Genomic DNA, 13,251 nt, shown 5'->3' on the forward strand with positions numbered 1-13,251 from the left:
CATGCCCGAGGGTGACACCGTCTGGCACACCGCCGCCGTGCTGCGCGAGCATCTGCTCGGCGAGACGCTGACCCGCTGCGACATCCGGGTGCCGCGGTTCGCCACCGTCGACCTCACCGGGCAGGTGGTCGACGAGATCCTCAGCCGTGGAAAGCATCTGTTCATCCGGGTGGGCGCCGCCAGCATCCACTCGCACCTGAAGATGGAGGGCAGTTGGCGGGTCGGCCCGCGGGTGCGGGTCGACCACCGGGCGCGCATCGTCCTGGAAACCGGCTCCGCGACCGCGGTCGGCGTCGATCTGGGCGTGCTGCGGATCCTGGACCGCGATCGCGACGGCGAGGCCGTCGCGCATCTGGGACCCGATCTGCTCGGCGAGGATTGGGACCCCGCGCGGGCCGCCGCCAACCTGGTGGCCCGCCCGCAGCGGCCGATCGCCGAGGCGCTGCTGGATCAGCGGGTGCTGGCCGGGATCGGCAACGTCTACTGCAACGAGTTGTGCTTTGTCAGCGGGCATCTGCCCACCGCGCCGGTGAGCGCCGTCGCCGACCCGCGGCGGCTCGTCTCGCGTGCCCGGGACATGTTGTGGCTCAACCGCTTCCGTTGGAACCGGTGCACCACCGGCGACACCCGCAACGGCCGGCAGCTGTGGGTCTACGGGCGGGCCGGCCAACCGTGCCGCCGCTGCGGCACCCCCATCGAGTTCGACGACTCCGGGGACCGGGTGACCTACTGGTGCCCGTCCTGCCAGCGCTAATCGCGGGCGTGGGCCAGGAAGAACTCCGCGATGGCCTCCGACCCGTCCAGCGTGTGCGTGGTGGGGCCGATGACCGCGGCGGGCAGGTACTGCTTGCCGCCGGGCCAGGTGTGCCCGCCCTTGTCGATCCGGTAGAAGACCACCTCGGTGGACGCCGCGCACGACGTGGAGTCGAAGCGGTGCACCACCGTGCCGTCGCGGGCGTCGGGCAGCAGCTCCATCGACGGATCGCCCTGGCATCCGTCGACCTTGCGCCACTTGTCCACCATGGCTTCCGCCGAGACGGCGTGGCTGAGGCCGCCCCGGCCGCGCACCGCCCCGCCCTTGAACGGCACCAGCGGATCGGCGGTCCCGTGCGCCGCCCACACCGACACCGGCCGGGACGGGTTGCAGGCCACGCCCACGCCGAGGGTGCCGGCCACCGGCGCGACGGCGGCGAAGACGTCGGCGCGGTCGCAGGCGAGCCGGTTGGACATGAAGCCCCCGTTGGACATTCCGGTGACGAAGACGTGGCCGGGCGCGACGCGGTAGTCGTTTTGCAGCTTGGTCACCAGCCCGACCAGGAAGGCGACGTCGTCGACGTGGTGGCGATCCGCCGGTGAGGCGCCGCGCCCGTCGGCCCAGCTCTTCTCGTAGCCGTCGGGGTAGACGACCAACAGGTTGTGCGCGTCAGCAACGGCGTCGAAGCCGGTCAGCCCGCGCTGCGCGATGCCGGTTCCGCCGCCGCCGTGCAGGCTGAGCACCAGGCCGACGGGGTCGCCCGCCGGCACGTGCAACATGTAGGTTCGGTCCATGCCGCCGGAACGAAAGGTGCCGGAAATGTCTCGCGCGCTGGCCGCCGACACATGCCGCACACCGCAGCCGACCACGCATACCGCCAGCACAGCGAGCCACAGCCATCGCGCGTACGCCATCTCGTCAGATCACCGGCGCCGCGTCGAGCAGGGCCCGCAGGTGACGCGCAGTCGACGCCGGAGCAAACCCTGGTGTGGCACGCACCGCATTATCGGTGATACGGCAGCCGGTGCCGCCGCGACATGCGAGCATTCGACCTAGCCCCGCCTCCAGCAAGCAACGGCACTTCTGTTCCACGGGAGTATCACAAATGACGAGCACCCAGATACGCAAGCGCGCCCGGCCGCGGTCGCTGGTGGTCGCCGGCCTGCTGCCGCTGGCCGGCCTCCTCGGCGTGATCACGACGCCGGCGTATGCCACCTCGGCCGACGACGCGTTCCTGGCCGCGCTGAAGGCCAAGGGCATCAACTACGAGTCCCCCGACGCCGCGGTCAACTCCGGCCACACCGTGTGCCACGAACTCGACATGGGCCAGACCCCCGAGCAGGTCGCCAACAACGTGCTGTCCAGCAGCACCCTGGACAGCTATCACGCCGGCTATTTCGTGGGCGTCAGCATCAAGGCGTACTGCCCGAAGTATGCGGCGGCGGCAGCCGGATCCTGAAATTTACAGCCGGTTGACAGGCTCGTGACGAAACCGCGGATAAAATCTGAACATCCGAATTCAGGTGACGAAGCGCAGAGCCACGATGATTCCGAGACTGCTGGCCGGTATGGCCTGTGTCGCAATCGCTCTCGGCCCGCCCGTCGGGGCCGCGGCGCCGGCCGGCGCCGACCCCGGCCCGTTCGCCCATCTGAATTGCGCCTGCGATCAACCGGATCCGCCCGGCGGCGCGACGCCGCGGGATGCGATGAATCAGGGCATCCGGCAAGGCCTTTCCGCTCCCCCGGCGGCCGAATAGCCGTCCTGCGCCCTGCCGCCCCGCCACACGCGGCCCCGGCTGTCCGGAATGCTCTGCGCCCCATCGTCTTTCCCTCTAGCCCGCTGACGGCGGCCGCTGCATCACGGTGCCGGGAAGCTCCGCGCCGTACTCGATGTCGTCGTAGTCGCGCCCGTTGCGCCGGCGGGTTCCGTTGCCGCCCGGGCGCATCGGCGTCATCGGCAGCATCGGCGGCTGCCCGGCCCCGGTCGCGAGCGGCGAGGCGGCCGACGCCAGTTGCACGGGCGCCTGCGACCCCAGCATTCCCACCGTCGCCGGCGGCATGGTCAGGTTGCCCAGCGAGATGCCCACGCCCAGCGCCGCCCGCGGCGCCAGGGACGATCCGGCGGCGCCGACGGCGCTGACCAGTCGCACCTCGGCCGCCGACAGGGCGGCTGTGCCTTCGGCCAGGCCGCCGGCGACGTCGGCGCCCAGCGACTGGAATCCGCTGGCGGTCTGCAGCTGGGCCAGCACCCCGATCAGGTTGATCGGAAATCCGCTGGCGGCCAGGAATTGGTTGCCCCAGGTGCTCCAGTACTTGAACCAGCCAGTGTTGGGATCGAAGAAGGCGGTGGAGGCGGCCTGCAGGGTGCCGGCGACACCGGTCTGGGTGCCGGAATCAGCGGCGTTCGTCGCGGGCACCATCGCGGCCTGGGTGCTCACCCCGGACGGGTTGGCCACCTGGGGCGGCTCGGTGAACCGGGGCAACCTGACCGCGGTCGCCGAGGTCGCCGCGTAGCGGTACATCGCCGCGGAGTTGTTCACCCACATGGCGTGGTACTCGGCCTCGGTTTCGGCGATGGCCGGATAGTTGATCCCGAAGAAGTTGGTGGCCAACAACATTGCCAGGCGGGCGCGGTTGGCGGCGACCAGCGAGGGATGCACCACCGTCCAGTGCGTCAATTCGAATGCGGCAGTGGCGGTTTGCACCGAGGTGGCGATCTCCTGGCATTGCTGGGCGGTGATCCGCAACCAGTCCACGTACGGCTCGAGCGCCCGGGTCATCGCGAGCGCGGATGGCCCCTGCCAGGTGGTCGACAGCGCCGCCAGCTCCGCGGTGTAGCTGCTCGCCGACTGTTCGAGCTCCATGCTCAGCTGCTGCCACACCCCGGCGGCTTCGATCCATGACCAGGCACCGGGTCCAGCGTGGATCAGCGCCGAGGTGACCTCCGGCGGCAGTATCCCAAAATCCATGAACCTTTACCTTGGCTGCATTCGGGAAGAATGTGGGTGTGGGCCGCGCTGCGGACGGGCCCGTTCGGCGATTCGGTGTCCGCGGTGAGGGCGGGGCACCATGGTCAATTCATCCGGCCGACGGATTACGAGGCATCACTTTGCCTTTGACTTCCCGGCCGTAGGCGACGTCCTCGTACTTCTGCTGTTTACGTTTTCGCCAGCCGGTGCCCGCCGAGGTGGTCGGCGGCGGCACCATCATCGGCATCAGCGGGAAACCCGATTCGGCCGCGGGCAGCGGCGACGCCGCCGAGGCCAGCTGCACGCCGGTCTGGGTTCCCGGCAGCAGCCCGACCACCGCCGGGGGCGCGGTCAGTTTGCCCAGCGACACCCCGACGCCCATCGCGCCGCTCGGCGCCACCGCTCCCGCGCCGATGCCCTTGATCGCGTTGGCCAGGCTGGCGGTGGTCGCGCCCAGGCCCTCGGACAGGCCGGAGCCGATGTCGCCGCCGACGGATGCGACCCCCTGGGCGGTGGCCAGCTGCGCCCACACGCCCAGCAGGTTGATCGGGAAGCCGGACGAGATGAACTGGTTGCCCCAGGTGCTGAAGTAGTTGAACCAGCCGGCGTTGGGATCGAACCCGCCGGGCATGTTGAGGTCGTTGAGCACCGAGCCCACCGACGAACCCGAGGAGTCGACCGACGCCTTCATCACCGCGGCCTGCTGGTTGGCGGTCCCGCCGGGGTCGGTGACGGCCAGCGGCGAATTGAACTGGGTCAGCGGCGATGTCGCCTGCGACGAGGCCGCCTGGTAGCGGCTCAGCGCGGCCGAGTTGTTCGCCCACATGGTCTGGTATTCGTTCTCGGTCTCGGCGATCGCCGCCGTGTTGGTGCCGAACCGGTTGGTGGCCAGCAACTGGGCCAGCCGGGTGCGGTTGGCGCTGACGACCGACGGGTGCACCACGGTGGACCGCACGGTGCCGAACGCCGTCGCCGCGGCCTCGGCGGAGTTCGCCAGCTGCGCGGACTGCTGCGCGGTCTCGCGCAGCCACAGCAGGTAGGGCTGGACGGATTGCAGCATCGCCATCGCCGAGGGGCCGTCCCAGGACTCGATCAGCGACGACAGCGTCGAGGCGTAGCTGGACACCGAGTTCTCCAGCTCGACGGCGACGCGCTGCCAGGCGGCGGCGGCCTCGATCAGCGAGCCCGCGCCCGGCCCGGTGTGGATGAGCGTCGAGGTGACCTCGGGGGGTGCAAACAGATCCATCACATCTCACAATGCCCACGCTGAGAACGCCTCAGCAAATTTGCGTTGACCAGGCCGCGAACAGCGCGGAAACTCTGCACGTCCAGGCCTGTCACCTGCGGTCATGTCCCTCCCAGACCGACTGCCGATGTTAGGCCACCCTATACCCATAACAGAAATCGTTTTCACATTTGCTGGCGGTGTGCCAGCTGGGCGTGCCGGCGGTCGCCGTCCGCCGCCGGGCAGTCTCGGCTCAGTCGATGTGGCCGGGCGGGTCGGCGAAGGCGAGATCGGCCGGGTGCTGGTCGGGTCCCAGCTGTTCGCAGTGCCCGTCGGGCACCAGGTAGGAGCTGGCCCGTTGGGGATCAGGCGGGTGACCGCGACGCAGCGCTGCCAGGTGCCGTCGGGCTGGACGGGGCCGTCACACTTGCTCAGCACGGGCCCGCCGTACTGGCAGCCGGCCCGGGCCGGCGGGGCCGCGGCGATCACCCCGGCGGCCAGCAGCAGGGCGGCCGCCGCTGCGACGGTGCCGTGCCTCATGGTTGCCTCCCGTCACGTCGGCGCCGGCTATGACGCTACCGCGTGTTGCGCCCGGGTGGGTCGCCGTTCAGCGCAGCGTCCGGTCGGTCTTGGTGACGCAGCGGTAGAGCTCCTCGCCGTAGGGGACGACGATCGCGGCGGCCACCGCGGCGGCGACCGCGGCGAGGTAGCCGCCGGGCAGCGGGTTCTGCTTCCAGCGCAGCCGCCAGGCGTCGCGGGAGCGGGCGCCGCGGGCGAGCTCGCGCACCTCCCGCCAGTGCAGGCAGCCCAGCGCCGAGGCCGCCATGATCGGCAGCGACTCCAGGAAGCTGTGCACGTGCTGCTCCCAGGTGGTGACCCGGCGCCCGCTGCGCTCGGCGGCGGTGACGTCCCACAGCGCGGTGGCCTCGTGGGCGGCGATGGACGCCAGGATCGTCGAGAGCACCAGCGGGTTGATCTCGCACAGCAGGACCAGGGTGATCGGCACCCCCACCTCGGCCATCATCAGCAGATGGATCAGCGACTCCCGGGTGCCCGAGGTGATCTCAATCCTGCTGCGCCGGTGCTGGTTCCAATCCAGCAGGGCCGGGATGAACCAGGCCGGCAGCAGCCCGTAGAGCAGGTACCGCAGCAGCGCGGTCTCGGCGTCGTTGGCCCGTTCCGGAATCCGCAATTGCCGTCGCACACGCCACCAGGTACCCGCGCAGCGGCGCGCCAAACTCCGTCATGGACCTGGGTCGTCGAGGGTCCGGCGGCTGACGAAGACGCGGCGGGCGCCGGTGCGCGGATCGTCGAACTCGATGCGCTGGGCAAGCAGCTGCAGCGGGGTGCTGAAGTCATCGGCCGGCACGTCAATCATGTTGGGATACAACGGATCACCGATGATCGGTATGCCCAGCGAGGCCATCTGCAGGCGCAGCTGATGGGTGCGTCCGGTGCGTGGCCGCAGCCGGTACAGACCGTCCGGGGACAACAGCTCCACCTCCGTCAGCGCGTTGGGCGGCCCGGGTTCGCAGACCGCCTGCATCCGGCCCCGGTGCTTGACGATGCGGCCGGCCAGCACCCGCGGGAACACCAGCGCCGGGTCGACGGCGGCCCGGGCCAGATAGGTCTTGTCCACCAGCCCGCGGGAGAACAGCGTCTGATAGGCGCCGCGCACCTCGCGCCGCGCGGTGAACAGCAGCACCCCGGCGGTCAGCCGGTCCAGCCGGTGCGCGGGGCTCAGCTCCGGCAAGCCGAGCTCCCGGCGCAGCCGCACCAGCGCGGTCTGGGCGACGTGCCGTCCGCGCGGCATGGTGGCCAGAAAGTGCGGCTTGTCGACGACGACGATGTCGTCGTCGCGGTGCAGCACCGGGAGGTCGAAGGGCACCACCACCTCGTCGGGCAGCTCGCGGTAAAGGTACACACTGGCCCCGGCCGGCAACACGGTGGCCTCGTCGACCACCGCACCGTCTGCGGTAACCACTTCGGCGGCAAGGACTTTGGCGCGGGCCGCGGCGCCGAACCGGGCGGTGAGCTCGGCCAGCACCGGACCGCCGCGCAGCCGCACCCGGGCGGGTCCCAGCCCGTCGCGAACCGGCAGCGGCACCGGTCTCAATTGAGCGGCACCGGCTCGAGGATCTCGGCGCGCGCCTCGGGCGCACTGGCCCGCAGCTCGTCGGCCGACACGTCGTCGGGCTGGGCCTGCGACAGGATCTCGGCCTGCACCCGGGCGGTGTAGTTGGCGACCTCGCGCTCGACGTCGCCGGCCGTCCACCCCAGCACCGGCGCGACCACGTCGGCGACCTCGCGGGCGCAGTCGACGCCGCGATGCGAGTATTCGATGGAGATGCGCATCCGGCGGGCCAGGATGTCCTCCAAATGCAAAGCGCCCTCGGCGGTTACGGCGTACAGCGCCTCCACCCGCAGATAGCCGGGCGCCTCCGTGATCGGGTTGAGCAGGTCGGGCCGATCGGCGGCCAGCGCCAGCACGTCACCGATCAAAGAGCCGTAGCGGTCCAGCAGGTGGCGCACCCGGTAGGGATGCAACCCGCGCAGCTGCGCGACGTGCTCGGCCTGATTGATCAGCGCGAAGTAGCCGTCGGCGCCGAGCAGGCTGACCTTCTCCGTGATCGACGGCGCCACCCGGGCCGGAATGAATTGCGCCGCAGCGTCAATCGCGTCGGCGGCCATCACCCGGTAGGTGGTGTACTTGCCGCCGGCGATGGCCACCAAGCCGGGTGCGGGCACCGCCACCGCGTGCTCGCGGGACAGCTTGGAGGTTTCCTCGCTCTCCCCGGCCAGCAGCGGCCGCAGCCCCGCATACACCCCGTCGATGTCGGCGTGGGTGAGCGGGATCGCCAGCACGGTGTTGACGGTGGACAGGATGTAGTCGATGTCGGCCTTGGTGGCCGCGGGGTGGGCCAGATCCAGATCCCAGTCGGTGTCGGTGGTTCCGATGATCCAGTGGCTGCCCCACGGGATGACGAACATCACCGACTTCTCGGTGCGCAGGATGATCGCCACGTCGCTGACGATGCGGTCGCGCGGCACCACCACGTGCACCCCCTTGGATGCCCGCACCTGAAATCGCCCGCGCTGCTTGGACAATGCCTGGATCTCATCGGTCCACACGCCGGTCGCGTTGACCACCACATGCCCGCGGACCTCGGTGACCGAGCCGTCTTCGGAGTCGCGCACCCGCACCCCGGTCACCCGGTCGCCCTCCCGCAGCAGGGCGACCACCTGGGTGGAGTTGCGCACCACCACGCCGTAGTGCGCCGCGGTGCGCGCGACGGTCAGGGTGTGCCGGGCGTCGTCGACGATGGTGTCGTAGTAGCGGATTCCGCCGATCAGCGCGCTGCGTTTGAGGCCCGGGCACAGCCGCAGCGCACCGGCGCGGGTCAAATGCTTTTGCGCCGGAACGGATTTCGCGCCGCCCAGCCGGTCGTAGAGAAAGATGCCGGCGGCGATGTAGGGCCGTTCCCACAACCGATTGGTCAGCGGGAACAGAAAGGGCATCGGCTTGACCAGGTGCGGTGCCAGCGTGGTCAGCGACAGCTCGCGCTCGTATAGGGCCTCGCGCACCAGCCCGAACTCCAGCTGCTCGAGATAGCGCAGGCCGCCGTGGAACATCTTCGAGGAACGGCTCGAGGTGCCCGACGCGAAGTCGCGGGCCTCCACCAGCGCGACCTTGAGCCCGCGGGTGGCGGCGTCCAGGGCGCAGCCCGATCCCACCACGCCGCCGCCGATCACCACCACGTCGAACTGCTCGGCGCCCAGCCTGTCCCAGGCCGCCGCGCGTTGCCGCGGTCCCAGCGCCGAAGCCGGCGAGCCGGGCTCGCCGAGTGCGTGGATCGGATCGCTCACTGCAGGGCTCCTGTCCGGTTACTCGTCAGTAGGGCGTGCTGCACCAAGGCTAACCATTAGTCCAGGTCGTCGTGGGCCATCAGCCGCCGGGCCGCCTCGGTGATCGAACCGGACAGCGACGGGTAAACCGCCAGCGTCTGCGCCAATTCGTTGACGGTGATGCGGTTCTGCACCGCCACCGCGATCGGCAGGATCAGCTCGGAGGCGATCGGCGCCACCACCACGCCGCCGATCACCACCCCGGTGGACTTGCGGCAGAACACCTTCACGAAACCCTGCCGCAGCCCCGACATCTTGGCCCGCGCATTGGTGCGCAGCGGCAGCATGATGGTGCGCGCCGACACCGAACCGTCGTCGATCATGGTCTGCGGCACGCCGACGGCGGCGATCTCGGGCCGGGTGAACACCGTCGCCGCGACTGTGCGCAGCCGGATCGGGCTGACGCCCTCGCCGAGCGCGTGATACATCGCGATGCGGCCCTGCATGGCGGCCACCGAGGCCAGCGGCAGCAGGCCGGTGCAGTCGCCGGCGGCGTAGATGCCGGGCACCGAGGTCCGCGACACCCGGTCCACCGTCAGGTAGCCGCCGCGGCCCAGCTCGATGCCGACCCGCTCCAGGCCCAGGCCGGCGGTGTTGGGCACCGAGCCGATGGTCATCAGGGCGTGGCTGCCCGCCACGGTGCGCCCGTCGGTCAGGGTGACCAGCACCCCGTCGGGCGTGCGGGTGACCGATTGCGCGCGGGCGTTCTTCACCAGCTGCACGCCCCGCTCGGAGAACGCCTCTTCCAGCACCAGGGCGGCGTCGGCGTCCTCGTAGGGCAGCACCCGGTCGCGGCTGGCCACCACGGTCACCGGCACGCCCAATTCGGTGTAGGCGTGCACGAACTCGGCGCCGGTCACCCCCGAGCCGACCACGATGAGGTGGTCGGGCAGCGCGTCGAGGTTGTAGAGCTGGCGCCAGGTCAGGATCCGCTCGCCGTCGGGCTGGGCCGACGGCAGGATCCGCGGGCTGGCGCCGGTGGCGATCAGCACGACGTCGGCCTCGTACTCGCTGCTGCTGCCGTCGGGGGCGGTGGCCTTGATGCGGTGGCGGGCCAGCCCCGGGGTGGGGTCGATCAGCTCGCCGCGGCCGGCGACCACTCGCACGCCCACGCCGAGCAGCTGTTCGGTGATGTCGGCGGACTGCTCGGTGGCCAGTTGCTTGACCCGGGCGTGGATCTGGGGCAGCGAGATCTTGGCGTCGTCGATGTCGATCTCGAAGCCCAGCCGCGGCGCGCGGCGCAGCTCGGTGCGCAGCCAGGTCGAGGCGATGAATGTCTTGGACGGCACGCAGTCGTCCAGCACGGCCGCGCCGCCGATTCCCTCGGAGTCGATCACCGTGACGTGGGTGCTGTCGGGGTGGGAGGAGGCGGCCACCAGGGCGGCTTCGTAACCGGCCGGGCCGCCGCCGAGGATCACAATGCGGGTCACCACGACCCCCAACCTAGCCCGGTGACGATGCCCGCCGCAGCGCGGCGGCGCCCGGCTCGGGGGAAGACCGAGGCAGCCCGGACGTCTAAGCTTTCCCCGTGCCGCTCTACGCCGCGTACGGGTCGAACATGGATCCCGAGCAGATGCTGAAGCGCGCACCCCACTCGCCGATGGCCGGAACCGGCTGGCTGCACGGCTGGCGGCTGACGTTCGGCGGCGAGGACATCGGCTGGGAGGGCGCGCTGGCCACGGTCGTGGAGGACCCGGGTTCCAAGGTATTCGTCGTGCTCTACGACATGACGCCGGCGGACGAGAAGAACCTCGACCGCTGGGAGGGCTCGGAGTTCGGCGTGCACAAGAAGATCCGCTGCCGGGTGGACCGCATCTCGTCTGACACCACCACCGACCCGGTGCTGGCGTGGCTGTACGTCCTGGACGCCTGGGAGGGCGGCCTGCCATCGGCCCGCTACCTCGGGGTGATGGCCGACGCCGCCGAAATCGCCGGCGCGCCAGCCGATTACGTGCACGACCTGCGCACCCGCCCGGCCCGCAACATCGGGCCCTGACTTTCCGTCGCGGCCTAGCCGCCTAGAACACCTGGAACAGCGCCGACTGTTCGACGATGTTGGCCATCACCCGCACCCCGATCGCCAGGGCCCGCTCGTCGAGGTTGAACGTCGGCTGGTGCAGGTCCAGCTGTGGCCCCACCCCAGGCCACACCCCCAGCCGCGCCATCGCGCCGGGAATCTCCTCGAGGTACCAGGAGAAGTCTTCGCCGCCACCGGACTGGCGGGTGTCGGCCAGGGCGTCGGGGCCGAGCGCCTCGATCGCGTGGGTGAGGATGCGCGTCGAGACGTCCTCGTTGACCACCGGCGGCACGCCGCGCCGGTACTGCAGCGTGTGCTCGATGCCCAGCGGCGCGAGCAGCCCGGACACCGTCTCCCGGATCACCTCCTCGAGACCCACCCAGGTCTGCCGACTGGCGGTGCGCACGGTGCCGGCCAGCACCCCGGTCTGCGGGATGGCGTTGGCCGCCACCCCGGCGTTGACCGCGCCCCACACCAGCACGGTGCCGTTGCGCGGGTCGATGCGCCGCGACAGCACCCCGGGCAGCCCGGTGATCAGGGTGCCCAGCCCGTACACCAGGTCGGCGGTCAGGTGCGGCCGCGAGGTGTGCCCGCCCGGCGAATACAGGGTGATCTCGATCTGGTCGGCCGCCGAGGTGATCGGGCCGTGCCGGACCGCGATCTGGCCGACCTCCAGCCGGGGGTCGCAGTGCAGGGCGAAGATCCGCGACACCCCGGTGATGGCGCCGGCGGCGATGGCGTCGATCGCCCCGCCGGGCATCAGCTCCTCGGCGGCCTGGAAGATCAACCGCACCCCGACCGGCAGTTCCGGCACCGACGCCAGCACCAGCGCGGTGCCCAGCAGGATGGCGGTGTGCGCGTCGTGCCCGCAGGCGTGCGCCACGTTGGGCATGGTGGAGGCGTAGGGCGCGCCGGTGCGCTCGGCCATCGGCAGCGCGTCCATGTCGGCCCGCAGCGCGATCCGGGGCTCGTGCTCGGGGCCGAGATCGCAGGTCAGCCCGGTCCCGCCGGGCAGCACCTTGGGGTTGAGTCCGGCCTCGGCCAACCGCTCGGCGACGAACTGGGTGGTGGCGTATTCCTGGCGGCCCAACTCGGGATAGCGGTGGATGTGCCGACGCCACTCGATCAGGTCTTGGTTGTGCGCGGCCAGCCAGGAGGTGGCGGCGTCGGCCAGGCTCATGGGTGCGCCCCGCCGCGTCTGCGCTCGTGCGCGGCCAGCACCCGATCGCGCTCGGCCGGCGTCTGGGCCAGCGCGACGACGGTGCGGGCCAGCATGATCGCGCCCTCGATCACCGCGCGGTCGGCGCTGGGTCCGGCGGCGGCGTCGGCGAAGGCGCGCTGATGCACCATGGCGCCACCGGATTCGACCCCGACCACCGGGTGGATCCCCGGCAGCGCCTGCGTCACGTTGCCCATGTCGGTGCTGCCCATCGGCAGCGCGGCTTCGTACTCCGGGGCCACCGGCTGCCGGCCCAGCCGGCACATCTCCTCGCGAAAGATGTTGGCCAGCCACGCGTCCGGCTTGAGTTCGTCGTAGGCGGGCGCGGGGTTGTCGATCTCGTATTCGCAGCCGGCGGCCATTGCGCCCGCGGCGAAGCAGGCATACATCCTGCCCTCCAGCTCGCGCAGCGAGTCGGATTCGACGGCGCGCATCGCGTACTGCAGCGACGCGTGCCCGGGGATGACGTTGACCGCCTGCCCGCCGTCGGTGACGATGCCGTGCACCAGTTGGCCCGGCGCCAGTTGCTGACGCAGCAGCCCGACGGCCACTTGCGCGACGGTGACGGCGTCGAGGGCGTTGACGCCCAGGTGCGGCGCGACGGCGGCGTGCGATTCCTTGCCGCGGTAGCGCACGATCGCCTCGGACAGGGCCAGCGAGCGGGCCGCGGCGATGTCGGCCGGCCCGGGATGCAGCATCACCGCCGCGGAGATGTCGTCGAACACCCCGGCCTTGAGCAGCAGCGCCTTGCCGCCGCCGGCCTCCTCGGCGGGAGTCCCCACAAGCGCCACCCGCAGGCCTAGGTCGTCGGCCACCTCGGCCAGCGCCAGCGCGGTGCCCACGGCCGACGCCGCGATGATGTTGTGGCCGCAGGCGTGCCCGATCTCGGGCAGGGCGTCGTATTCGGCGCAGACCCCGATGGTCAGCTGGCCGCTGCCGAAGTCGGCGCGAAAGGCGGTGTCCAGGCCGCCGGCGGCCGCGGTGATCTCGAAGCCGCGCTCGGCGACCAGCGCCTGCGCCTTGGCGCAGCTGCGGTGCTCGGCGAACGCCAGCTCCGGCTCGGCGTGGATGGCGTGCGACAGCTCGACGAGATCGGCACCGCGCCGCCGCACGACATCCTCGACGCTGTCCAGCGGGCTGTCTGATCCGACGGGGGGCACT

13 protein-coding genes and 1 pseudogene are annotated in these 13,251 nt (G+C 71.1%); 4 read left to right on the forward strand and 10 right to left on the reverse strand.

From position 1 onward, the window contains the following. Position 1 precedes the first annotated feature (1 nt). Entirely contained in the window at positions 2–754 is a 753-nt protein-coding gene (gene nei2, locus NF20_RS16465; protein WP_023870660.1) for an endonuclease VIII Nei2, read from the forward strand. Here nei2 and NF20_RS16470 read toward each other — a convergent pair. Further along, positions 751–1,668, reverse strand: coding sequence for an alpha/beta hydrolase family esterase (locus NF20_RS16470; protein WP_009978799.1), 918 nt, complete (start codon positions 1,666–1,668; stop codon positions 751–753). The two genes, nei2 and NF20_RS16470, sit on opposite strands and share 4 nt — an antisense overlap. 191 nt (positions 1,669–1,859) lie before the next feature. On the opposite strand from NF20_RS16470, the gene NF20_RS16475 reads away from it, so the two are divergent. Together NF20_RS16475 and NF20_RS28730 are read left to right on the forward strand one after the other, a co-directional pair. Continuing rightward, on the forward strand, positions 1,860–2,213 hold the full coding sequence (locus NF20_RS16475) for a DUF732 domain-containing protein (protein WP_009978801.1): 354 nt from the start codon (positions 1,860–1,862) through the stop codon (positions 2,211–2,213). Positions 2,214–2,298: 85 nt separating this feature from the next. Next, positions 2,299–2,511, forward strand: a complete 213-nt coding sequence (locus NF20_RS28730) for a hypothetical protein (protein WP_011725978.1) — start codon at positions 2,299–2,301, stop codon at positions 2,509–2,511. A gap of 75 nt (positions 2,512–2,586) precedes the next feature. Here NF20_RS28730 and NF20_RS16480 read toward each other — a convergent pair whose 3' ends face one another. The 7 genes and pseudogenes from NF20_RS16480 to NF20_RS16510 all read right to left on the reverse strand — a co-directional run bounded on the left by NF20_RS16480 (position 2,587) and on the right by NF20_RS16510 (position 10,287). Further along, positions 2,587–3,723 (reverse strand): PPE family protein, encoded by a 1,137-nt coding sequence (locus tag NF20_RS16480; protein ID WP_003874503.1) that lies wholly within the window; start codon positions 3,721–3,723, stop codon positions 2,587–2,589. A gap of 109 nt (positions 3,724–3,832) precedes the next feature. Further along, positions 3,833–4,969: a PPE family protein gene (locus NF20_RS16485; RefSeq protein ID WP_003878975.1), complete on the reverse strand. Its 1,137-nt coding sequence runs from the start codon at positions 4,967–4,969 to the stop codon at positions 3,833–3,835. Positions 4,970–5,201: 232 nt separating this feature from the next. After that, positions 5,202–5,488 (reverse strand): annotated as a pseudogene (locus NF20_RS16490) (hypothetical protein). A gap of 67 nt (positions 5,489–5,555) precedes the next feature. Then, positions 5,556–6,152 (reverse strand): hypothetical protein, encoded by a 597-nt coding sequence (locus NF20_RS16495; RefSeq protein ID WP_011725979.1) that lies wholly within the window; start codon positions 6,150–6,152, stop codon positions 5,556–5,558. A gap of 39 nt (positions 6,153–6,191) precedes the next feature. After that, on the reverse strand, positions 6,192–7,064 hold the full coding sequence (locus NF20_RS16500; protein ID WP_023860891.1) for a pseudouridine synthase: 873 nt from the start codon (positions 7,062–7,064) through the stop codon (positions 6,192–6,194). Next, entirely contained in the window at positions 7,061–8,815 is a 1,755-nt protein-coding gene (locus tag NF20_RS16505) for a glycerol-3-phosphate dehydrogenase/oxidase (protein WP_003874498.1), read from the reverse strand. The genes NF20_RS16500 and NF20_RS16505 overlap by 4 nt, the downstream gene beginning before the upstream one ends. 56 nt (positions 8,816–8,871) lie before the next feature. Continuing rightward, positions 8,872–10,287 carry an NAD(P)H-quinone dehydrogenase gene (locus NF20_RS16510; protein ID WP_023860890.1) on the reverse strand — a complete coding sequence of 472 codons (1,416 nt, stop codon included), beginning with the start codon at positions 10,285–10,287 and terminating at the stop codon, positions 8,872–8,874. 95 nt (positions 10,288–10,382) lie between these two features. Between NF20_RS16510 and NF20_RS16515 the strand changes: the two genes are divergently transcribed. Next, a complete protein-coding gene (locus tag NF20_RS16515; protein WP_003874496.1) occupies positions 10,383–10,850 on the forward strand; it encodes a gamma-glutamylcyclotransferase in 468 nt (155 codons plus the stop codon). Positions 10,851–10,872: 22 nt separating this feature from the next. On the opposite strand, the gene NF20_RS16520 is transcribed toward NF20_RS16515, so the two are convergent. Both NF20_RS16520 and NF20_RS16525 read right to left on the reverse strand, forming a co-directional pair. Continuing rightward, on the reverse strand, positions 10,873–12,051 hold the full coding sequence (locus NF20_RS16520) for a M20 family metallopeptidase (RefSeq protein WP_003874495.1): 1,179 nt from the start codon (positions 12,049–12,051) through the stop codon (positions 10,873–10,875). Beyond that, entirely contained in the window at positions 12,048–13,250 is a 1,203-nt protein-coding gene (locus NF20_RS16525) for a M20 family metallopeptidase (RefSeq protein ID WP_011725981.1), read from the reverse strand. The genes NF20_RS16520 and NF20_RS16525 overlap by 4 nt, the downstream gene beginning before the upstream one ends. Position 13,251 lies beyond the last annotated feature (1 nt).

Origin of the sequence: Mycobacterium sp. MAC_080597_8934 (assembly GCF_000523975.1) — a bacterium.
GTDB lineage: Bacteria > Actinomycetota > Actinomycetes > Mycobacteriales > Mycobacteriaceae > Mycobacterium > Mycobacterium avium.